Source organism: Microbacterium sp. JB110, from assembly GCF_003335195.1.
Taxonomy (GTDB): Bacteria; Actinomycetota; Actinomycetes; order Actinomycetales; family Microbacteriaceae; genus Microbacterium.
Map to the genome: position 1 here is coordinate 681,160 of NZ_QPGM01000001.1, position 22,764 is coordinate 703,923.

Sequence of the window (22,764 nt, forward strand, 5' to 3'; positions counted from 1 at the left end):
CAACAAGGGAGGCAGAGTGGCCGAGCTCTCGGACGTCTATTTCGTAGACGGAGTGCGCACGCCCTTCGGGCGCGCAGGAGAAAAGGGAATGTACGCGCAGACGCGCGCAGACGATCTCGTCGTGAAGGCGATGGTGGGTCTGATGGATCGCAACGAGGAGGTCCCGAAGGATCGCGTGGACGATGTCGCCATCGCCGCGACGTCGCAGACCGGAGACCAGGGCCTGACCCTGGGGCGCAGCACGGCGATCCTCGCCGGTCTGCCCCAGAGCGTTCCAGGTCTGGCGATCGAGCGGATGTGCGCCGGCGCCATGACATCGGTCACGACGATGGGAGCCTCGATCGGAGTCGGCATGTACGACGTCGCCATCGCAGGTGGCGTCGAGCACATGGGCAGGCACCCGATCGGAGCGAACGCCGACCCGAATCCGCGGTTCGTCGCCGAGCGTCTGGTCGACCCCGAGGCGCTCAACATGGGCGTGACCGCAGAGCGCATCCACGACCGATTCCCTCACCTGACCAAGGAGCGCGCCGATCGCTTCGGCATGCTCAGTCAGCAGAAGGTGCAGGCGGCCTACGAGGCAGGCAGAATTCAGCCGGATCTCGTCCCGGTGTCGGTTCAGAGCGCCGACGGAGCGTTCGGGCTGGCGACCGAAGACGAGGGCCGCCGGCCGGAGACCACGTTGCAGGGTCTCGCCGAGCTGAAGACTCCGTTCCGGCCGCACGGCCGGGTCACCGCCGGCACGGCATCGCCGCTCACGGACGGGGCGACGATCAGTCTGCTCGCCGGCGGCCAGGCCGTCACCGAGCTCGGGTTGGCTCCGAAGATGCGGATGGTCTCGTTCGCGTTCTCCGGTGTGCAGCCCGAGATCATGGGCATCGGCCCGATCCCGTCGACCGAGAAGGCACTCGCCAAGGCGGGGCTCTCGATCGAGGACATCGGGCTGTTCGAGCTGAACGAGGCCTTCGCCGTGCAGGTGCTGTCGTTCCTCGATCACTTCGGCATCGATGACGACGACCCGCGCGTGAACCAGTGGGGCGGTGCGATCGCCCTCGGGCACCCGCTTGCGGCATCCGGTGTGCGTCTGATGATCCAGCTCGCCGCCCAGTTCGCCGAGCGCCCCGACGTCCGCTACGGCCTCACCGCGATGTGCGTCGGCCTGGGTCAGGGCGGATCGGTCGTCTGGGAGAACCCGAACTACACCGGCAAGAAGAAGCGGAAGTGACACGCATGACCGACTACGCATCGATCGACTTCACCCCGCTCGACGACGCCTCCGTCGACGAGGTCGTCACCCACTCGCTCGTGCGCGACGTGACGCTCGCCAGCGGTCGCACGCTGGCGCTGATCACACTGCACAACGGCCGTGACCACACGCGGCCCAACACGCTGGGGCCGCGCACGCTGACGGAGCTGAACGACACGCTCGACGCTCTCAGCGCCCGGGCAGCCGATGGAGAGATCGACGCCGTGGCGATCACGGGCAAGCCGTACATCTTCGCTGCCGGGGCCGATCTCTCGCAGATCACGGCTCTGCAGTCGAAGCAGAACGCGCAGCTGATCGCGCAGCGCGGCCATCAGGTGCTGGGCAGGCTGAGCGACCTGGGCGTTCCGAGCTTCGCGTTCGTGAACGGTCTCGCGCTCGGCGGCGGGCTGGAGATCGCGCTCAACTCGACCTACCGCACCATCGATTCGTCTGCGGCCGCCGTGGCGCTGCCCGAGGTGTTCCTCGGCATCGTGCCCGGATGGGGCGGTGCGTACCTGCTCCCGAACCTGATCGGCATCGAGAACGCGCTCGAAGTCGTCATCTCGAACCCGCTCAAGCAGAACCGCACCCTGAAGCCGCAGCAGGCGAAGGACCTCGGCATCTTCGATGCCATCTTCTCCCCCTCCGCCTATCTGGAGTCGTCACTGGCCTGGGCGGACGGCGTGCTGACCGGCGACATCCGGGTCGACAGGCCCCACCAGCCGGGCAAGATCGAGAAGACGGTGAAGTGGCCGGCGGCCATCAAGATCGCCCGCGGCATGCTCGAGTCGAAGATCGGCACCGTGCCGCGCTCACCCTACCGTGCCCTCGAACTGCTCGAGAAGGCACGGTCGGGCACGCGGGAGGAGGGCTTCGCCCGGGAGGACGAGGCGCTCAGCGACCTGATCGTCGGCGACCAGTTCGCCGCGTCGATGTATGCGTTCGACCTCGTGCAGAAGCGCGCCAAGCGGCCAGTCGGCGCACCGGACAAGTCGATCGCCCGCCCCGTCAACAAGGTCGGCGTCATCGGTGCGGGCCTGATGGCGAGCCAGTTCGCGCTGCTGTTCGTGCGGCGCCTGCAGGTTCCCGTCGTCATCACCGACGTCGACCAGGCACGAGTCGACAAGGGCATCGGCTACATCCGTGAGGAGATCGGCAAGCTCGAGGACAAGGGCCGCGTCGACGCAGACACGGCGAACCGCCTCCGCGCGCTCGTGACAGGCACCGTCGACAAGAGCGACTTCGCCGACGCCGACTTCGTCATCGAGGCTGTCTTCGAGGAGATCGGCGTCAAGCAGCAGGTGTTCCGCGAGATCGAGCAGATCGTCTCCCCCGAGGCCATCCTCGCCACCAACACGTCGTCGCTGTCGGTCGAGGAGATCGGCTCCGTGCTGGCGAACCCGGAGCGCCTGATCGGCTTCCACTTCTTCAACCCTGTGGCCGTGATGCCGCTGGTCGAGGTGGTGCGCACGCCGCAGGCAAGCGATGAAGCGCTCAGCACCGGATACGTGGTCGCGAAGAAGCTGCGCAAGAACGCCATCGGCTCGGCCGATGCACCGGGCTTCATCGTCAACCGCCTGCTGGCGAAGGTGATGGGCGAGGCGGCGCGCGCCGTCGACGTCGGCACGCCGTTGACAGAGGTCGAGCAGGCGTTCGTCCCGCTCGGGCTGCCGATGGGCCCGTTCGAGCTCATCGACCTCGTCGGCTGGAAGGTCGCGGCGCACGTGCAGGACACGATGGTGCACCATTTCCCCGAGCGGTTCCACAGCTCGGCGAATCTGCATGCCGCCGCCGAGATCGACTCGCCCCTCGAGCGCGACAAGAAGGGTGTCATCACCGGATGGTCGAAGAAGGCCGCGAAGGCCGTCTCCGTCGGTGACTCCCCCATGACCGAGGACGAGATCCTGCGCAACGTGCAGGACGAGCTGGCCAGGGAGATCCGGATCATGCTCGATGAGGGCGTCGTCCCCGAGGTCGAGGACATCGACCTGGCGCTCATCCTCGGCGCGGGCTGGCCGTTCGTGGACGGCGGCGTGACGCCTTACCTCGACCGTTCGGGCGCCGCCGCCCGCGCCGCAGGCGGCCCCTTCCACACCCCGTCCATCCGCGGCATCGAGTAACCGCGTAACTCTTCATTTCTGGCACATCTCCGTATGGGTGACCCAGTAGATCTGTGCCAGAAATGAAGAGTTAGGGGCTCACACCAGGGAGTCCTTCCACGCTGCGTGCAGGCGGGCGAAGGTGCCGGTGCCGGCGATCAGGGCGGCGGGGGTGTCGTCCTCGATCACGCGGCCGTGTTCCATGACCAGCACGCGGTCCGCGATCTCGACCGTGGACAGGCGGTGCGCGATGATGATGGCCGTGCGGTCCGCCAGCAGCGTCTGCAGCGCGTCCTGGATCATCCGCTCCGACGGCATGTCGAGCGACGCAGTCGCCTCGTCCAGGATCAGCACGGCGGGGTCGGCAAGGAACGCTCTGGCGAACGACACCAGCTGCCGTTGCCCGGCGGAGACTCTGCCGCCTCGCTTGTTCACGTTCGTGTCGTAGCCGTCGGGGAGCTGCTCGATGAAGTCGTGCGCGCCCACCGCCTTCGCCGCTCGCACGACCTCCTCCATCGATGCGCCAGGACGCCCGAGCGCGATGTTGTCAGCGACCGATCCGCTGAACAGGTAGGCCTCCTGCGTCACCATCACGATGGCGCGGCGGAGATCCTGCGGGCTCAGGTCGCGCAGATCGATGCCGTCGAGCGTGACGCGCCCCTGGGTCGGGTCGTAGAAGCGCGAGACGAGCTTGGCGACAGTCGACTTGCCCGCACCTGTCGTGCCGACGACGGCCACTGTCTGGCCGCTCGGGATGTCGAGACGCAGCTCTGGCAGCACCGTTCGACCGTCGCCGTAGCCGAAGGTGACGTCGTCGAGGAGCAGGTGCCCGCTCGCCTGTGCGAGCGGCTCGGGCGTCGCGGGGTCGGGCACGGAGGGCTGCTCCTCCAGCACGCCGGACACCTTCTCCAGCGACGCGGCGGCTGCCTGATACGAGTTCAGGAACATCGCCACCTCCTGCAGCGGTGCGAAGAAGTTGCGCACGTACAGCACGGCGCCCAGCAGCGCGCCGACGGTGAACGACTCCCACGTGATGCGCACACCGCCCCACAGCACGACAGCACCGATCGCGAACGCCGAAATGGCCATCAGAGCGGGTTCGAAGGTGCCGAACAACCGGATGACGCGCATGTTCGCGTTGCGGTACGCACCCGCAAGCCTGCCGAACTCGACCTCGTTGCGAGGCTCGGTGCGGAATGCCTTCCCCGCGCGGATGCCCGTCATCGTCTCGACGAACTTCACGATGACGCGGGCGCTGTGCACACGGGTGCCGCGGTAAGCGGACTGCGAACTGCGATAGAACCAGCGCATCAGGAGCGCGAGCGGCACGCCGCAGACCAGCACGATCAGGCCGGACTGCCAGTCCAGGATCATCAGCGCGACGAGGGTGAAACCGCCGTACAGCACACCGGCGACGAGCTCGGTGAGGCCGCCGGCGAAGAGCTCCCTGATGGTCTCGAGATCGCTGGTCTGGCGCGAGATGATCCGCCCCGACGTGTACTGCTCGTGGAACTCCAGGCTCAGCAGCTGCGTGTGTCGGAACACACGCAGGCGGAGGTCGAGCAGGACGTTCTGCGTGATCCTCGCGGCCAGCACGTCGTACCACGCCAGCAGTCCGGCGCCGAGGACCGCCGTGAGCGCATAGGCCCCCACGACGAGCCACGTCGGCCCCCAGTCCGCCTCGTCGATCACGGCGGGAAGCGCCGTGTTCAGGCCGATGGTGAGCAGAGCGGGGCCGAGCACGCGGAAACCGGTCTGCGCGACGACGACGATCGACACGCCCAGCAGCCGCCAGCCCAGCGGGCGCAGCAGTGCCAGCAGCAGGCGTCCCGACCGACGCCGGATGACGCGGCTCTCTTCCCCGGTGTAGTCTTCGCGGTCCTCGCCCGCGACCCCCTGCACGGTGCCGCTCATCGCGTGCTCCCCTCGTTGCGGGCCGATTCCTGCCGGCTCTCGCGCTCTGCGATGATGTCGAGCTCGCTCGTCGGGTTCGGATCGCGGCTGGCATCGTCCGTGTGCTCGATGCTGGAGATGACGGCGCGATAGCCGGCCGACGATGCCATCAGATCGGTGTGAGCGCCGACCGCCGTGATCCGCCCGTGCTCGAGCAGTGCGACGCGGTCGGCGAGTGCCACGGTCGACGGCCGATGCGCCACGATGAGCGCCGTCGTCCCCGCGAGCACCCTCCGCAGCTCGCCCTGCACGCGCTCCTCCGTGTCGACGTCCAGCGCCGACAGCGGGTCGTCCATCACGATCACGGAGGGACGCGCCGCGACGGCACGGGCGAGCGCCAGCCGCTGGCGCTGCCCGCCGGAGAGGCTCATGCCCTCCTCCCCGATCATCGTCGACACACCATCGGGCAGCTCCTCGACGAACTCTGCCTGCGACACTTCGAGCGCCTCTCGCATCACGCGTCCTGCCTCGGACGAGGAGATGTCGAGGTCGTCCCGCCCGAGCAGGACGTTCTCGCGCACGGTCGCCGAGAATAGCGTCGCATCTTCGAAGGCCGTGGCGATCCGGGTGCGCAGCTCGACAATGGACAGGTCGCGCACATCGACGCCGTCGAGTGTGACGCGGCCGCCCGTGACGTCGTACAGCCTCGTCGGCAGCGTCGTGAGAGTCGTCTTCCCCGAGCCGGTCAGTCCGACCAGGGCCATCGTCTCGCCAGGGGCGACTGCGAGATCGACGCCGTCGAGCAGGTCGCGCTCGCTCGAACGCGCATCCTGGTAGCGGAAGCGCACGCCTTCGAAACGGAGCTCGCCGCGCGGGGCGGTCAGCGCGACCGGCGCCTCGGGCTCGGTGATGGTGTCGGCGGAGTCGAACACCTCGAATATGCGGTCGGTCGCCGTGCGTGTGTCGAGAAGGAACGAGAACAGGAACCCGATCGATTCCATGGGCCAGCGCAGAATGGTCGCCATGGCGAAGTAGGCGAACAGCTGCGAGACCTCCAACTCGCCGGCCTGGGCGAGCCAGATGCCGAGCGCGAGGCAGGCCGCGAACGCGAGCTCCGGCATGAAGACGAGCACGAAGTCGATCACAGCGATCGAACGCGCCTTGCTCATCTCGGTGCTGCGCAGACCCTCTGCCTGGCGCGTGAATCGGGTCAGAGCATCCGGGCCACGACCGAAGGCCTTCAGCACCCTGATGCCGTGCACGCTCTCCTCGACGCTCGTCGCGAGGTCGCCCTGCTGGTCCTGGCTGCGCCGGGTGAGCATGCCGTAGCGTCGCTCGAACCGAAACGCCTGCACGAACACGGGAATGCCGGATACGAGGAACACGCTGCCGAGCGCCCAGTGCCACTGGAACAGCAGCGCCGCCCCGATCAGCACGGTGAGCAGGTTCACCACCAGCATGATCAGCCCGAAGGCGAGCCAACGGCGGATCTGGCCGATGTCCTGCATCATCCGGCTGAGCAGCTGCCCGCCCTGCCAGCGATCGTGGAACTCGATCGGAAGCCGCTGCAGGCGGTTGTAGAAGCGCGTGCGCACGTTGTATTCGATCGACGCGGACGGCGCGAGCACGAACCATCGCCGAAGCCACACCATGACGGCCTCGACCAGCCCCAGACCCAGCACAGCCAGCGCGCCCCAGACCACCGGCTCTGTCTGTCCCGTCGACAGCGGTCCGCCCACGATCCATTCGAGGGCGGTCGGGATCATCAGTGCGACGATCGACGCGCATAATGCGGACAGCCCGCCCAGCCCGATTCTGGGCAGGTCGGCCTTCGCGAACGGCAGAAGCCGCAGCAGCGCGCGATGCAGCGGCAGGCGCGCGTCGCCGGTGTGTGAACGGGACATGGCTCTCTCAGCGTTCGGAATGGGCAAAGCTCTTCAGCTTATACCCGCCCCGGACGCACGGCGCCGTCGCGCTGCCGTCAGCGTGATACGTGGTCGACCGGGCCGGTGGGAGTGCGCACATCGTGCTCGTACTCCGACCGCGCAACGGGCACCCGTGTGCCCAGCACCTGCGAGACGACGTCCTGGGCGATCTTCGCCGGCGTGAGCCCCGCGTCCGCAAGGATCTCGTCGCGCGAGGCGTGGTCGAGGAACGCATCGGGCAGGCCGAGCTCGTCCACGGCCGTATCGACGCCCGCCTCGCGCAGCACCTGGCGCACGCGAGTGCCGATACCGCCGACACGGATGCCGTCCTCCAGCGTGATGACGAGGCGGTGCCTGGCCGACAGTTCGGTCACGGAGGCCGGCACGGGCACGACCCACCGCGGGTCCACGACGGTGGCACCGATGCCCTGTGCCTTCAGTCGTGCGGCCACGTCGAGCCCGACCGAGGCGAACGGCCCGATGCCGATGATCAGGACGTCCTCGCTCTCGCCGCGCGAGAGGACATCGACGCCGTCATCCAGGCGCTCGATGGCGTCGATCGCGTCGGGGACTGCGCCCTTCGAGTACCGCACGACCGTCGGAGCGTCCTCGACCGCGACGGCCTCGCGCAGCTCCTCTCTGACGCGCTCGGCGTCGCGGGGAACCGCCATCCGGATGTTCGGCACGATGTGCAGCAGGGCGAGATCCCACATGCCGTGGTGGCTGGGCCCGTCGGGACCGGTGACGCCCGCCCTGTCGAGCACGAAGGTGACCCCGGCGCGATGCAGCGCGACGTCCATCAGCACCTGGTCGAAGGCGCGGTTCATGAACGTCGCGTACAGGGCGACGACCGGATGCAGCCCGCCGTAGGCGAGGCCGGCCGCTGAGGTCACTGCATGCTGCTCGGCGATGCCGACGTCGTAGACGCGGTCGGGGAAGCGCTCAGCGAACGGCGCGAGCCCCGTAGGCCGGAGCATGGCCGCGGTGATCGCGATGACATCTGAGCGGCTCTCACCGACCTTCACCAGCTCGTCCGCGAACACGTCGGTCCAAGACTGGGCCGAGCCTCCCCCGACGGGGCGGCCGGTCTCCGGATCGATCTTGCCGACGGCGTGGAACTGATCGGCCTCGTCGTTGCGCGCGGGCTCGTAGCCGCGCCCCTTGTCAGTGATGGCGTGCACGATCACGGGAGCGCCGTACGACTTGGCTAGCTGCAGCGCCTCTGTCATCGCCCGCACATCGTGTCCGTCGACCGGGCCGAGGTACTTGATGCCGAGCTGTGAGTACAGCGGAGAGTAGTTGGCGAATCGCGAGAGGAACCCGCGCGTGCCGCCCCGGATACCCCGGTAGAGTGCGCGCCCGATCGATCCGAATCTCCCGGCCATCCGGCCCGATTTCTCGTCGAGGGAACGGTACGTCCCCGCCGTGCGCAGGCGGTTCAGATAGCGCGCCATGCCGCCGATCGTCGGTGCGTAGGAGCGGCCGTTGTCGTTGATGACGATCACGAGATTGCGCTCGTTGTCGTCGGTGATGTTGTTCAGCGCCTCCCACGTCATGCCGCCCGTGAGCGCACCGTCGCCCACGACAGCGACGACGTGGCGGTCGGAGCGCCCGGTGCGCGCAAAGGCGCGGGAGATGCCGTCGGCCCAGCTGAGCGAGCTCGAGGCGTGCGAGGACTCGACGACGTCGTGCTCGCTCTCCGAGCGCTGCGGGTAGCCGGCGAGGCCGCCTCGCGTGCGCAGCCCGTCGAAGTGCTGCCTGCCCGTGAGCAGCTTGTGCACGTACGACTGGTGACCGGTGTCGAAGATGATCGGATCGTCCGGCGACTGGAACACCCTGTGCAGCGCGATCGTCATCTCGACGACGCCGAGGTTCGGCCCGAGGTGACCCCCTGTGCGCGCCACGTTCGCGATGAGGAACTCGCGGATCTCCGCAGCCAGCTGCTCGAGCTGCGCGGGTGTGAGCCCGTCGAGGTCGCGCGGCCCACCGATCGATTCCAGCAGAGTCATACGACGAGGTTACGCCAGCCGACCTGGAAGATCTCGCCCGCGCGCGCAATGGGGCAGACCCGACAACCCCTTCCCTCCAGTACTAAGGCGCCCGAAACAGCTCGCGAGATGCGCACTTTTTCGACGAAATCACGTTGAAACCGGCGCATCTCGACGAAAAGTGCGCATCTCGGCAGCCTGGAGTGGAACATGGGAAGACCCCGCCCACCTGTGGTGGACGGGGTCTTCCCTGCTGGCCTCCGAGCGCCTGCTCAGACGAGTGAGCGGAGGACGTACTGGAGGATGCCTCCGTTGCGGTAGTAGTCCGCCTCACCCGGGGTGTCGATGCGGACGACCGCGTCGAACTCGACGGGCTGCCTGCCCTCTGCCGAGTGCTCGCTGGGCTCTGCGACGACGTGCACCGTCTTCGGTGTGGTGCCCTCGTTCAGTTCCTCGAGGCCCGTGATCGAGAAGACCTCGGTGCCGTCGAGACCGAGCGAATCGGCGGACTCGCCCTCCGGGAACTGCAGCGGAACGACGCCCATGCCGATCAGGTTCGAGCGGTGGATGCGCTCGAAGCTCTCGGTGATGACGGCGTGCACGCCCAGCAGGCTGGTGCCCTTGGCCGCCCAGTCGCGCGACGAACCCGAGCCGTACTCCTTGCCGCCGAGCACCACGAGCGGTGTGCCCGCCTCCTGGTAGTTCTGCGAGGCATCGTAGATGAACGACTGCGGAGCGTCCGGCTGCGTGAAGTCGCGGGTGTACCCGCCCTCGACGCCATCGAGCAGCTGGTTCTTCAGACGGATGTTGGCGAACGTGCCCCGGATCATCACCTCGTGGTTTCCACGGCGCGAACCGTACGAGTTGAAGTCCTTGCGGTCGATGCCGTGCTCGTTCAGATAGCGACCGGCCGGGGTGTCGGCCTTGATCGCACCAGCGGGCGAGATGTGGTCCGTCGTGACCGAGTCGCCCAGCTTCGCCAGCGCACGGGCGCCGGTGATGTCGCGCACCGGCGTAAGCTCGTGCGTCATGCCGTCGAAGTACGGGGGCTTGCGCACGTAGGTCGAATCAGCGTCCCACTCGAACGTCGAGCCGGTCGGCGTCGGCAGGTTGCGCCAGCGGTCGTCACCGTCGAACACCGTCTTGTACTGCTTGATGAACTGCTCGCGCGAGATCGCGAAGTCGATGATCTCCTGCACCTCGTCGGGCGACGGCCAGATGTCCTTCAGGAACACCTCGTTGCCATCGGAATCCTTGCCGAGGGCGTCGCTGTCGAAGTCGAAGTGCATCGAGCCGGCCAGCGCGTACGCCACGACCAGCGGAGGCGATGCGAGGTAGTTCATCTTCACGTCGGGGCTGATGCGTCCCTCGAAGTTGCGGTTGCCTGAGAGCACCGCCGTGACCGCGAGGTCGTTGTCGTTGATGCCCTGCGAGACCTCGGGGATCAGCGGGCCGGAGTTGCCGATGCAGATCGTGCAGCCGTAGCCGACCGTGTAGAAGCCGAGGCCCTCGAGATCCTTGTCGAGACCCGACTTCTCGTAGTAGTCGGTGACGACCTTCGAACCGGGGCCGAGCGTGGTCTTCACCCACGGCTTGCTCTTCAGGCCCTTCTCTCGTGCCTTCCGCGCGATCAGGCCGGCGGCGATCATGACCGACGGGTTCGATGTGTTCGTGCAGGATGTGATCGCTGCCAGCGCCACAGCGCCGTGGTCGAGTGTGTACTCATCCTCTGCCGTGCGGATCCGCACGGGCTGCGACACGGACGCCGGCGGGTGCGCCGAGTTGTGGTGCACGACCGTTTCGGCATGCTCGGTCTCGAGCGAGGCCGGGTCCGATGCGGGGAACGACTCCTCGCCGGCCTCGTCGACGATGTCCGACGGCGCCGAAGTGTAGTTGAGCAGGTCCTTGTCGAACTGCTCTTTCGCCTCCGAGAGCAGTACGCGGTCCTGCGGGCGCTTCGGGCCGGCGATCGACGGCACGACCGTCGACAGGTCGAGCTCGATGTACTCGCTGTACTCGGGCTCGCGGGAGGGGTCGTGCCAGAGGCCCTGCTCCTTGGCGTACTCCTCGACGAGCTGGACTGCGTGCTCCTCGCGGCCGGTCAGGCGCAGGTACTCGAGCGTGACGTCGTCGACGGGGAAGATCGCGGCGGTCGAGCCGAACTCCGGCGACATGTTGCCGATCGTGGCACGGTTGGCGAGCGGCACGGAGCCGACGCCCTCACCGTAGAACTCCACGAACTTGCCGACGACACCGTGCTTGCGCAGCATGTCCGTGATCGTCAGGACGACGTCGGTCGCCGTCACGCCGGCGGGGATCTCGCCGGCGAGCTTGAAGCCGACGACGCGCGGGATGAGCATCGACACCGGCTGGCCGAGCATGGCCGCCTCCGCCTCGATGCCGCCGACGCCCCAGCCGAGCACACCGAGGCCGTTGACCATCGTGGTGTGCGAGTCGGTGCCGACGCACGTGTCGGGGTACGCACGCATCACACCGTCGGCCGGACGGTCGTAGATGACCTTGGCGAGGTGCTCGATGTTGACCTGGTGCACGATGCCGGTCCCTGGCGGCACGACCTTGAAGTCGTCGAACGCCGACTGGCCCCAGCGCAGGAACTGGTAGCGCTCACCGTTGCGCTCGTACTCGATCTCCACGTTGCGCTCCAGCGCGTCCTCGCGCCCGAACAGGTCGGCGATGACCGAGTGGTCGATGACCATCTCAGCGGGCGAGAGCGGGTTGATCTTGTTCGGGTCTCCGCCGAGTGCCGTCACCGCCTCGCGCATGGTGGCGAGGTCGACGATGCACGGAACACCCGTGAAGTCCTGCATCACCACTCGCGCCGGCGTGAACTGGATCTCGGTGCTCGGCTCCGCCGACGCGTCCCAGTTGCCGAGTGCGCGGATCTGCTCGTCGGTGACGTTCTTGCCGTCCTCCGTGCGGAGCAGGTTCTCGAGGAGGACTTTGAGGCTGTAAGGCAGCTTCTCGTGGCCCTCCACCGCGTCGAGGCGGTAGATCTCGTAGTCGGAGCTGCCGACTTTCAGGGTGCTCTTGGCACCGAAGCTGTTCACCGTGGACACCGGTTCATCTCCTTCGGAATTGACCGCGGGCTTTGCCCATCATCCTGCCCCTCGCATGGCCCGCGGGCTAGCAAGGGACGCCTAACCTGTTGGACCTCTTCTGAGCTCGCACCAGGCCGTCAATTTATCTTGACGTCAAGATAAATCCATTATGCCTGATGCTCGGCGTCCGATCGTCCATCCGGCGCTTCCGTGCGCGGGTACAGGCGACGTGCGGCGAGCCATGTCCCCGCCAGGAGAAGCGCGAACAGCGGGATGCCCATGATGATCTTCACTGTGCCGAGCGTGGCGATGTCCTCGGCGAAGTAGAACGGCAGCTGCACGCCGAGACGCAGCGCGAACAGCCCGCCCCAAGCCATCGACAGCCAGAAGAACACGCGCCGCTTGCGCCGATCTTCGCGCCATGCCAGCCCCTCACCCACGAGAAAGCCGGAGATGACGCCGATCAGCGGCCATCGGACCAGCGCAGAGATCACGAACGCGGAGCCGTAGGCGATGTTCGTGATGAAGCCGATCACGAACTGGTCCTCCGCGCGGCCGGTGACCAGCGGAATCCCCGCCGCGATCACCGCTGCGATCAGACCCGACAGCGCAGCGATCGGCGGCGACTTCATCACGAGCCGGATGATCGTGAAGACTGCGGCAGCACCCACGGAGATCACCAGCGACAGCAGCAGCATGCCCGTGACCGTGTAGGCGACGACGAAGCCGAGCAGCGGCAGCACCGACTCGGCGACGCCGCGCCAACCGCCGATGACGCGCCACACCACGCGGGCTGTGGGCTCATCGGCGTTCGGGTCGATGCCTGCCCGGCGCGCCGCGCTGTCCACCGCCTGCCCGAGGACCTCCGACGCGCTCGGCTCGGCCGGTTCGGCCGCAGGAGGCGTCAGAGGCGTGCGCCCGGCGGCATCGCCGTCGCGCCCCTCAGCGTCGTCGGGCCGTGCGTCGCTCACGCTGTGCCCGGCGATGCCGGCATCTTCAGCGGAATCAGGTCGCGCGGCGGCATCGGGTTCTGGCCGCGCACGACGACCAGGGAGCGGAACAGCTCCTCGACCTGGCGTGCCGCGTCCGGGTCGCTCGTCGCCTTGCCGCCGATCACGCCGCGCAGGAACCAGCGGGGACCGTCCACGCCGACGAATCGCGCGAGTCGCATCGACTTGCCGCCTTCGGCGTCGCCCGTCGGCACTTCGGCCAGAAGCTCGGCGCCGAGTGCGCCTTCGCGTTCCTCGACGCGACCGCCCTGGCCGCGCACCTGGTCGCGCAGCTGGTCGCGGGTCTCGTGCCACAGGCCACTCGACCGCGGCGCGGCGAAGGGCTGCACCTGCAGCGTCGAATCGACGTAGTCGAGCCCGATCGCCACGATGCGCTTCGTCTTCTCCTCGACTTCGAGGCGCAGGTTGAGGCCGTCCCTCGGCAGCACCTTCAGGCCACCGAGATCGATGTACGGGCGCACCGGATTGACCTCGCTGGCGTCGAACGGGCCGCCCTGAGCGCGATCGTCCGGGGCGGACTTGTCCGCGGAGGCGTCATCGGACGCTTCGGGTTCCGACTGCTCGACGACCTGATCTTCTGCGTTCTCGTTCGTGTTGTCGTCGCTCACTTGTTCTCGTCCTCCTCGTTCGATGCGGCGATCTGATCATCCGGGCTCTGGTAACCGGTCGAACCGAATCCGCCGTCCCCGCGCTCGCTGTCCGGAAGCTCCTCGACCGGAAGGAATCGCGCCTGCACCACCGGCATCAGCACCAGCTGCGCGATCCGGTCGCCCTCTGCGATGTCGTACGACTCTCGTCGATCGGTGTTCAGCAGCGCCACCCTGATCTCACCGCGATAGCCCGCGTCGATCGTGCCAGGCGCATTGACGATCGTGATTCCGTGCTTGACCGCGAGCCCGCTTCTCGGCATCACGAACGCCGCGTACCCGTCGGGCAGAGCGATGCGCACGCCCGTGCCGACGAGGGCGCGCTCCCCCGGCTCGAGTCGCACGCTCTCGGCGGCGACCAGGTCTGCTCCTGCGTCGTTCCGGTGGGCGTACTGCGGGGCCACGGGTGCGAGAATGGGCACAATCACGGATTCGCTCACGGAACGAGAGTACTCGCTATGACCGCCATGCCCGCCCCGGTTCGGGGCTCGCAGCCGATGTATCGAGAGCGGCTGGCGCCCTCGCTCTGGCTCATCGTCGGCGCAGGCGTCGTCGCTCCCATGTCGACGCTGGTATTCGTGGGCGTCAGCCCCGTGTTCTCACTCGCCATCGGGCTCGCGGTCGCAGTGGCCGTCGTGGCCTGCCTCATCGGGCTGGCGCCGCGCCTCGTCGTCGACGGCACGACGCTGCGTGCCGGCCGCGCCCATATCGACGTCGGCCTGCTCGGCGAACCGATCCCTCTGACGGGTGACGAGGCCCGCGCCGCTCGCGGCCAGGATCTTGCCGCCGGCGGCTGGGTGCTCATCCGGGGAGGCATCGACGGCGTCGTGGTCGTGCCCGTGAACGATCCGGATGATCCGACCACCGCGTGGACGATCTCGACCCGCACGCCGGAGCGCCTCGCCGTCTCCATCGCCTTCGCCCAGCGCGGAGCCGTTGCCCGCTGAGCCCCACCGCTCCCAGCCGGCCCCCATCTTTCCCAGGAAACGGGCCCGATTCCCAGCCCACGCATCACAACTCCCAGGAATGACTCAGCCCGACCCACCGAAGTGAGTCGGGCGTGTCGTCGTCGGGCGGAGCGCTGATCAGGCCGCGCAGTCCTTGCAGTACGGTCCGTTCGCGTCGCTTCCTGCCATCTGCGAACGATGCTTCACGAGGAAGCACTGCATGCACGTGAACTCGTCGTCCTGCGCCGGGAGCACGACGACGTCGAGCTCGACGTTGGACAGATCCGCGCCGCCGAGCTCGAATCCCGGGTTGTCGGAGTCGTCTGACTCCGCATTGCCCGGCTGCGGGTTATTGCGCGCCGCTTTGAGTGCCTCGATCGACTCGTTGTTGTCGTCTTCGGACTTGCGCGGGGCGTCGTAGTCGGTTGCCATCTGAGGGCGTCACACTTCTTTCATCAGGGCCAGTGAGCCCCTCATTGCGATGAGGAGCGGCGATAGTTTGCACGAGAGAGCGACGTTTCGCAAATGCGGATGTTCACCGAGTTGCGAATCACGCGCTCACGCGCTGCGCAAGAGATGGAACCGGCGGCGCGCCCTCCGCATTCCCGGCGGTGCGGCCATGGCGTGGAACGATGGCGTTCGACCGCAGTTGCGGAGGGAGCACAGCATGGAACAGCTCACGATCATCGGAGCGGAAGACGACCGCCTCATCCTGGCGGACGATTCCGGCCAGCGCTTCACGCTCGCCATCGATGACGTTCTGCGCTCCGAGATGCGCAGTCACGGCCGCGAGCAGAAGCCCACGGCTCCGCTCGGAGCGAGCCCGCGCGACATCCAGGCGCGCATCCGCGCAGGGCTCTCGGCCGAGGAGACCTCCGAACTGCTGTCGGTCGAGATCGAGGCCGTGCGCCGCTTCGAGGGGCCGGTGCTGGCCGAGCGCGAGCACGTCGTCGACCGCGCCCTCGCTGTTCCCGTGGTCATCGGAAGCGATTTCGATGTCGAGGAGAACCCGACCTTCGGGTCCGCCGTGCGTGCCAAGCTCGCCGACCTGCACGCGAGCAGGGAGCGCTGGACGAGCTGGAAGGACGAATCGGGCTGGACCGTGAAGCTCGAATTCACCGCGAACGAGGTCGATCACGATGCTCGCTGGTCCTTCGATCCGCGCCGCAGTGCGCTCTCCCCCCAGAACGGCGACGCCACACAGCTCTCCCGCCAGGGCCCACTGCCCGACGGTCTGATCCCGCGCCTGCGCGCGCTCGACGCCGAGACCAAGGACGACTCGCGCTTCGATGGGGGCGCATTCGGTCGGCAGGGATTCCCGGAGAGCACCGAAGACGTGTCGGGCCGCCGCGAGACCGAGGACGCAGGCGACCAGCCCGCACCGGCGGAGGACGGCGACGCCGAGACGGTCGACCTGCTGGAGGCGCTGCGCCGTCGACGCGGACGCCGCGAGGCCCCACCGATGAACGACCTCGAGGAGAGCGCAGCGCGCCATCCGGCGAAGGGCGCTGGTTCCTCCCCCGTCGCGCTCTTCGACGCGATCGGCGACACGACGCAGGATGACACGGCGCAGGACACCTCGTCGCAGCCCGTCGCAGCCCACGACGCTCCGGATGGCCCACCGACCGACGAGCACGACGACCGATCGAATCCGTCGAATCCGCCGCGCCGCAAGAACGGACGCCCCGCGATGCCTTCATGGGACGAGATCGTCTTCGGCGCCCGCAGCGACGACTGAACCACGCGCCGCCGCTTTCGGCGCGCCTGGTCTCCTTCGAGCGGACCCCTCTTCACCGAGTGGACGCCCTTCGCACGCACACAAGGCGTCCACTCGACAAGAAGGGGTCCGCTCGCGGGTGCGACGATAGCCGCCGTTATCGAGCAGTTAACCTGCGGATCTTCGGGCTTCCCTAGGATGTGGCCATCGCGAGCGGTAGCGTTCGCGGAAGAGGCCTCCTTCGGCCACGACATAGGGAGATCCCATGCCCGAGATTCTCCGTACGACCGACACGGATGGCCGCACTCCCGAGCTGAGCGGAAGCACCCCTGCGCAGTTCCGCGCATCGCTGCTGCACCATCTGCGGGTCACCGTCGGCAAGGCTCCGACAGTCGCCTCGCGATCCGACTGGCTGCTCGCGCTCAGCCGCACGATCCGCGACCGCGCCACCGAACCATGGCTCGACGCGACCAGGCGCGCATCGCAGGAGGACCGCAAACGCGTGCACTACCTGTCGATGGAGTTCCTGCCAGGACGACTCCTCGAAGACGCCGCGATCAATCTCGGGCTGCGCGACACCGCTGTCGAGGCGCTGGCGGGCCTCGGGCAGAGCTTCGAGCGCATCGCCGAGGACGAACCGGACCCCGCCCTCGGCAACGGCGGTCTGGGCCGCCTCGCCGCCTGCTACCTCGAGTCCATGGCCACGCTCGGCTGCCCCGCCTTCGGATACGGCCTGCGCTACGAACGCGGGCTGTTCAGGCAGGACTTCGACGCGGGTCGACAGGTCGAACATCCGGATGACTGGCTGTCAGCCGGCGACCCATGGTCGTTCCCCCGGCCCGAGGCCGTGCATGAGGTGCGATTCGGCGGCCACGTCGCCGATGAGGGCGGAGCCGCCGTATGGCACCCCGCATCACGGATCGCCGCCGCCGCGCACGACACCCCCGTGATCGGCTACGGCGCCAGGTGGGCGAACACGCTGCGGCTGTGGGCGGCGGCGCCCGACGCTGCGCTGATCGACCTCGACAGGTTCAACGCGGGCGACTTCATGGGCGCCGCCGAGCCGGAGACGTGGGCGCGCACGCTCACCAGGGTGCTGTACCCGAACGACGAGACGGAAGGCGGCAAACACCTGCGGCTGTCGCAGGAGTACTTCCTCACTTCCGCCTCGGTGCAGGACGTGCTGGCCCGCTACCTGCGCTCCCACCGGAACCTGCGGCGCCTGCCGCAGTACGTCGCCATCCAGATGAACGACACGCATCCGGCCATCGCGGGCCCAGAGCTCATCCGGATCCTCGTCGACGACCACGGCTTCGACTTCGACGCGGCTGTCGATCTCGCCACCGAGGTGCTCGGCTATACGAACCACACGCTCCTTCCCGAAGCACTCGAACGCTGGCCCGTCGACCTGATGCGCGCGCTGCTGCCGCGGCATCTGCAGATCATCGAGCGGCTCGATGGCCGCCTCGCGGACGTGCACGGCGCCGCGGCGAACGGCCTCAGCCTGATCGAGCACGACCAGGTCAAGATGGGCGACCTGGCATTCGCGACCAGCCACCGCGTCAACGGTGTATCGGCCCTGCACACCGACCTGGTCCGCAAGGACCTGTTCCCCGACAGGGAGGCGCTCTCCCCCGGCCGCATCGTCAACGTCACCAACGGCATCACGCCGAGGCGCTGGCTGAAGCTCGCCAATCGGCCGCTGGCCGACCTCGTCACCGAGTCGATCGGCGAGGGGTGGGAGGTCGACCTCGATCGTCTCGGCGAGCTCGAGGGCCATGCCGCCGATCCGGCGTTCCTGGAGGCGTTCGGCGGCACCAAACGGCGCGCCAAGCAGCGTCTGGTCTCCTGGCTGTCCGACGCGCACGGCATCGACGTGCCCCTGCACGCGCTGTTCGACGTGCAGGTCAAGCGCATCCACGAGTACAAGCGTCAGCTGCTCAACGTGCTGTGGACGATCGCACGCTGGCAGCGCATCAAAGCCGAACCGGATGCCGATTGGGTGCCGCGCGTGAAGGTGTTCGGCGGGAAGGCCGCGCCGAGCTACGCGGTGGCGAAGGACATCATCCGGCTGATCAACGACGTCGGCGAGGTCATCAATGACGATCCCGACACCAGAGACGCGCTGCGCATCGTCTATCCGCCGAACTACAACGTCTCCATGGCCGAGCGGCTGATCCCCGCCGCCGACCTGTCCGAGCAGATCTCGACGGCCGGTATGGAGGCGTCGGGAACGGGCAATATGAAGTTCGCGCTGAACGGCGCTCTCACGATCGGCACGCTGGACGGCGCGAACGTCGAGATCCGCGATCGGGTCGGGGCGGACAACTTCTTCCTGTTCGGGCTCACGGCGGACGAGGTCGCCGCTCGGCGAGAGCAGCCAGAACATGCGCGCGCCGCGATCGAGCGGAGCGAGACGCTGCAGGGAGTGCTGCAGGCAGTCGCCGACGGCATGTTCAGCCCGGATGAGTCCGAACGCTACGGCGGCCTCGTCGATCGACTGTGGAACGACGACTGGTTCCTCGTCGCCAGCGATTTCGATGCGTACGACACGGCGCAGACTGCGGTCGACGACGCGTACCGGGACGCCCAGCACTGGCAGCGCATGGCGGCCATCAATGTGGCGCGGATCGGCTACTTCAGCTCCGACCGTGCGATCAGGGAGTACATGAGCGAGATCTGGAATGTGACCCCCGTGCTGTGACCAGCCGTATCCGGATGCGACGGAGACGGTCGAGACGAAGGACTGCCGATGGCTCTTGAAGAACCGGCCGAGCTGCCGGACGCGAACGCCGCCTCCCTGCTCGCCCGCGGCGCACATCCGAATCCGTTCTCGGTGCTCGGCCCGACGCACGACGGCCGCGGCGTCGTCGCGCATGTGCCGGGAGCCGAACGTGTCTGGGCAGTGAACGACACCGACGTCGTCGAGCTCGCTCGGCATCCGGATGCCCCGGCGGTGTTCGCCGGGTCGTCGCTGCCGTTCTATCGACTGCGGGTGCGGTGGCCGAGCGGCCTCGTCGTGGAACGGGAGGATCCGTACCGCTTCGGCCCCGTGATCGGCGAACTGGACGAGTACCTGATCGGCGAGGGCACGCATCGCCGGCTGTGGGACGTGCTCGGTTCTCACGTGATCACGCACGAGGGCGTCGCAGGTGTGCACTTCGCCGTGTGGGCGCCGAACGCCTCCAGGGTGTCGGTCGTCGGCGACTTCTGCTCGTGGGATCCCGCTGCCCTCCCCATGCGGGCACGCGGTTCCACGGGGGTGTGGGAGCTGTTCGTGCCAGGTATCGACGAAGGCGCCGCGTACAAGTACGACCTGCTCGACCGCCACGGCCGCTCGCTGCCGCAGAAGGCGGATCCGGTCGGGTTCGGCAGCGAACATCCTCCGGCGACGGCGTCCGTGGTGCGCCGACTGGGCCGGCACGACTGGCTCGCCACCGATTGGGATGCGCGGCGCACGGAGATCAACAGGGCGGATGCTCCGATCAGCGTGTACGAGGTGCACCTCGGCTCGTGGCGCCGCAGGCCGAATGGACGTTCCCTGTCGTACGTCGAACTGGCCACGGAACTCGTCGACTACGCCGCCGACCTCGGGTTCACCCACATCGAGGTGATGCCCGTGACCGAGCACCCGTTCGACGGATCGTGGGGGTACCAGCCGGTCGGCCTGTTCGCGCCGACCATCCGGAACGGCACGCCGTCGGAGTTCGCCGCCTTCGTCGATGCGGCGCATGCGCGGGACCTGGGGGTGATCGCCGACTGGGTTCCCGCCCACTTCCCCACCGACGCGCACGGGCTCGGCAGGTTCGACGGGACGGCGTTGTACGAGCACCTCGATCCGCGAGAGGGCTTCCACCCCGACTGGAACACGCTGATCTACAACTTCGGCCGACCCGAGGTGCGCGCCTACCTCGTCGCCAACGCACTGTACTGGATCGACGAGTACCGCCTCGACGGACTGCGCGTCGATGCCGTCGCCTCGATGCTGTATCGCGACTATTCGCGCGAGCAGGGCCAATGGGTGCCCAATCGCGACGGAGGGCGCGAGAACTACGAGGCCATCGACTTCGTCAAAGAGGTCAACCGGGCGATCGGCGACGTTCACGCGGGCACCGCGATGATCGCAGAGGAGTCGACGACGTTCCCCGGTGTGACGCGAGCCCTCGACGACGACGGTCTGGGGTTCGACTTCAAGTGGAACCTCGGATGGATGAACGATTCGCTCGACTATTTCGGCAAGGATCCCGTCTACCGCAGGCACCACCACAATCAGCTCACCTTCAGCATCACCTACGCCTTCACCGAGAACTTCCTGCTCCCGATCAGTCACGACGAGGTCGTGCACGGCAAGGGATCGATGTACTCCCGGATGCCGGGCGAGCACGCAGACCGGCTCGGCAATCTCAAGGCGTTCTACGCGTTCATGTGGGCCCATCCCGGCAAGAAGCTCCTCTTCATGGGCCAGGAGTTCGGCCAGCCAGCGGAATGGGACCATGCGGGCCAGCTCGACTGGGGCGTGCTGCACGACCCTGGCCACGCAGGCGTGCAGGCCCTCGTGCGCGATTTGAATGGCCTGTACCGCGCCGAGTCCGCACTGCATCGATTCGACGCCGACGGGCGGGGCTTCCAATGGCTGCTGGTCGACGCGGTCGATGAGCAGGTGTTCGCCTGGCTGCGCCGTGGTGCTCCCGGTGACAAGCACGTCGTCGTCGTGCTGAATCTCACGCCGGTCGAACGCAGCGGCTTCCGTGTCGGATTCCCCCTGCCGGGGCGCTGGCGCGAGGCGCTGAACACCGATTCCCGTCTGTACGGCGGTGCGGACCGCGGACACGGCGGCGCAATCGAGACCGAACCCGTTCCCGTGGGCACGGAGCAGCAATCCGCGCTGCTCACGCTCCCGCCCCTGTCTGCCATCTATTTCGTGGAGGAATGATCATGTCCAAGACAGCGCAGCCCGGTGCACCGACCAGGCTGACGAACCAGACGATGGCGTTCGTGCTCGCCGGAGGCCGCGGCAGCAGGCTCAAGGAGCTCACGGACAGACGTGCGAAACCCGCGGTGCACATCGGCGGGAACATGCGCATCATCGATTTTCCGCTGTCGAACGCGCTCAACTCCGGCATCCGCAAGATGGCCGTCGCCACGCAGTACAAGGCGCACTCCCTCATCCGGCATATGCAGCGCGGCTGGGGCTTCCTTCGTGCCGAGCGCAACGAATACCTCGACATCCTGCCGGCGAGCCAGCGCGTCGCCGAGCACAAGTGGTACCTGGGCACGGCGGACGCGGTCACGCAGAACATCGACATCGTCGACGACTACGGCGTGAAGTACGTCATCGTGCTCGCCGGCGACCACGTCTACAAGATGGACTACGAGGTGATGCTGCGTCAGCACGTCGAAACCGGCGCAGACGTCACCGTCGGGTGCCTCACCGTCCCCCGGGAGGAGGCGAATGCCTTCGGCGTCATGCACACCGACGCGGGCGGTCGCATCGTCGACTTCCTGGAGAAGCCGGCGGATCCTCCTGGCACGCACGACGACCCGAGCGTCGCGCTGGCATCGATGGGCATCTACGTATTCGACTGGGCGTTCCTGCGCGACCTGCTCATCGCCGATGCCGACGACCCTGAATCCGGCCATGACTTCGGGCACGACATCATTCCCGCACTGGTCGAACGGGGCAGTGCGCACGCGCACCGGTTCAGCGAGTCGTGCGTGATGACCGGCCTCGAGACGGAGCCGTACTGGCGCGATGTCGGAACGATCGACGCGTTCTGGCGAGCGAACATCGATCTCACCGAGTTCGTGCCGCCGCTCGACCTGTACGAGAACGACTGGCCGATCTGGACGTACGCCGAACAGCTCCCGCCGGCGAAGTTCATCCACGACGACGAGGGGCGGCGCGGCCAGGCGATCCAGTCGCTCATCTCGGGCGACACGATCATCTCCGGCTCCGACGTGCACAATTCGCTGCTGTTCACCGGCAATCGCGTGCACTCGTACTCGTCGCTCGATCACGTCGTCGCCCTCCCCTACGTCGACGTGGGACGCAACGCTCGTCTCACCAGGTGCGTCATCGACAGCCGCGTGCACATTCCGGAGGACCTCGTCGTGGGAGAAGACGCAGAAGACGACGCCCGCTGGTTCCGGCGCACCGACGCGGGTATCACGCTGATCACCCAGGACATGCTCGACCGCCGTGCGGCCGAGTTGGGGTGACGAGAGGAGACGAT

15 protein-coding genes are annotated in these 22,764 nt (G+C 67.7%); 7 read left to right on the plus strand and 8 right to left on the minus strand.

Annotated features, from left to right (window positions below; genetic code table 11):
• Positions 1–16: 16 nt before the first annotated feature.
• Together CIK77_RS03220 and CIK77_RS03225 are read left to right on the plus strand one after the other, a co-directional pair.
• Positions 17–1,225, plus strand: coding sequence for a thiolase family protein (locus tag CIK77_RS03220; RefSeq protein ID WP_087054524.1), 1,209 nt, complete (start codon positions 17–19; stop codon positions 1,223–1,225).
• Positions 1,226–1,230: 5 nt separating this feature from the next.
• A complete protein-coding gene (locus CIK77_RS03225; protein WP_087054523.1) occupies positions 1,231–3,366 on the plus strand; it encodes a 3-hydroxyacyl-CoA dehydrogenase NAD-binding domain-containing protein in 2,136 nt (711 codons plus the stop codon).
• A gap of 78 nt (positions 3,367–3,444) precedes the next feature.
• Here CIK77_RS03225 and CIK77_RS03230 read toward each other — a convergent pair whose 3' ends face one another.
• The 7 genes from CIK77_RS03230 to dut form a co-directional block, all read right to left on the minus strand.
• The gene (locus tag CIK77_RS03230; protein WP_087054522.1) at positions 3,445–5,259 is read right to left on the minus strand and encodes an ABC transporter ATP-binding protein; all 1,815 of its coding nucleotides are present in this window, start codon (positions 5,257–5,259) and stop codon (positions 3,445–3,447) included.
• The gene (locus CIK77_RS03235) at positions 5,256–7,142 is read right to left on the minus strand and encodes an ABC transporter ATP-binding protein (RefSeq protein ID WP_087054521.1); all 1,887 of its coding nucleotides are present in this window, start codon (positions 7,140–7,142) and stop codon (positions 5,256–5,258) included. The genes CIK77_RS03230 and CIK77_RS03235 overlap by 4 nt, the downstream gene beginning before the upstream one ends.
• 77 nt (positions 7,143–7,219) lie before the next feature.
• Positions 7,220–9,172: a 1-deoxy-D-xylulose-5-phosphate synthase gene (dxs, locus tag CIK77_RS03240; RefSeq protein ID WP_087054520.1), complete on the minus strand. Its 1,953-nt coding sequence runs from the start codon at positions 9,170–9,172 to the stop codon at positions 7,220–7,222.
• A 251-nt stretch (positions 9,173–9,423) separates the two neighbouring features.
• A complete protein-coding gene (gene acnA, locus CIK77_RS03245; protein ID WP_087054519.1) occupies positions 9,424–12,228 on the minus strand; it encodes an aconitate hydratase AcnA in 2,805 nt (934 codons plus the stop codon).
• 149 nt (positions 12,229–12,377) lie between these two features.
• Positions 12,378–13,181: a DUF3159 domain-containing protein gene (locus CIK77_RS03250; RefSeq protein ID WP_087054518.1), complete on the minus strand. Its 804-nt coding sequence runs from the start codon at positions 13,179–13,181 to the stop codon at positions 12,378–12,380.
• Positions 13,178–13,828: a DUF3710 domain-containing protein gene (locus tag CIK77_RS03255; RefSeq protein WP_087054517.1), complete on the minus strand. Its 651-nt coding sequence runs from the start codon at positions 13,826–13,828 to the stop codon at positions 13,178–13,180. The genes CIK77_RS03250 and CIK77_RS03255 overlap by 4 nt, the downstream gene beginning before the upstream one ends.
• Entirely contained in the window at positions 13,825–14,307 is a 483-nt protein-coding gene (dut, locus tag CIK77_RS03260; RefSeq protein ID WP_170934098.1) for a dUTP diphosphatase, read from the minus strand. Before dut ends, CIK77_RS03255 begins: the two co-directional genes overlap by 4 nt.
• 18 nt (positions 14,308–14,325) lie before the next feature.
• On the opposite strand from dut, the gene CIK77_RS03265 reads away from it, so the two are divergent.
• A complete protein-coding gene (locus CIK77_RS03265; protein ID WP_249268534.1) occupies positions 14,326–14,814 on the plus strand; it encodes a DUF3093 family protein in 489 nt (162 codons plus the stop codon).
• 138 nt (positions 14,815–14,952) lie between these two features.
• Here the strand turns inward: CIK77_RS03265 and CIK77_RS03270 are convergent, their stop codons facing one another.
• Positions 14,953–15,246 (minus strand): DUF4193 domain-containing protein, encoded by a 294-nt coding sequence (locus CIK77_RS03270; RefSeq protein WP_087054516.1) that lies wholly within the window; start codon positions 15,244–15,246, stop codon positions 14,953–14,955.
• Positions 15,247–15,481: 235 nt separating this feature from the next.
• On the opposite strand from CIK77_RS03270, the gene sepH reads away from it, so the two are divergent.
• The 4 genes from sepH (at position 15,482) to glgC (ending at position 22,750) form a co-directional block, all read left to right on the plus strand.
• Entirely contained in the window at positions 15,482–16,552 is a 1,071-nt protein-coding gene (gene sepH / locus CIK77_RS03275; protein ID WP_087054515.1) for a septation protein SepH, read from the plus strand.
• A 244-nt stretch (positions 16,553–16,796) separates the two neighbouring features.
• Entirely contained in the window at positions 16,797–19,235 is a 2,439-nt protein-coding gene (locus CIK77_RS03280) for a glycogen/starch/alpha-glucan phosphorylase (protein ID WP_087054514.1), read from the plus strand.
• A 48-nt stretch (positions 19,236–19,283) separates the two neighbouring features.
• Positions 19,284–21,464 (plus strand): 1,4-alpha-glucan branching protein GlgB, encoded by a 2,181-nt coding sequence (glgB, locus tag CIK77_RS03285; RefSeq protein WP_087054513.1) that lies wholly within the window; start codon positions 19,284–19,286, stop codon positions 21,462–21,464.
• Positions 21,465–21,466: 2 nt separating this feature from the next.
• Positions 21,467–22,750: a glucose-1-phosphate adenylyltransferase gene (glgC, locus tag CIK77_RS03290; RefSeq protein ID WP_087054512.1), complete on the plus strand. Its 1,284-nt coding sequence runs from the start codon at positions 21,467–21,469 to the stop codon at positions 22,748–22,750.
• Positions 22,751–22,764: the final 14 nt, after the last annotated feature.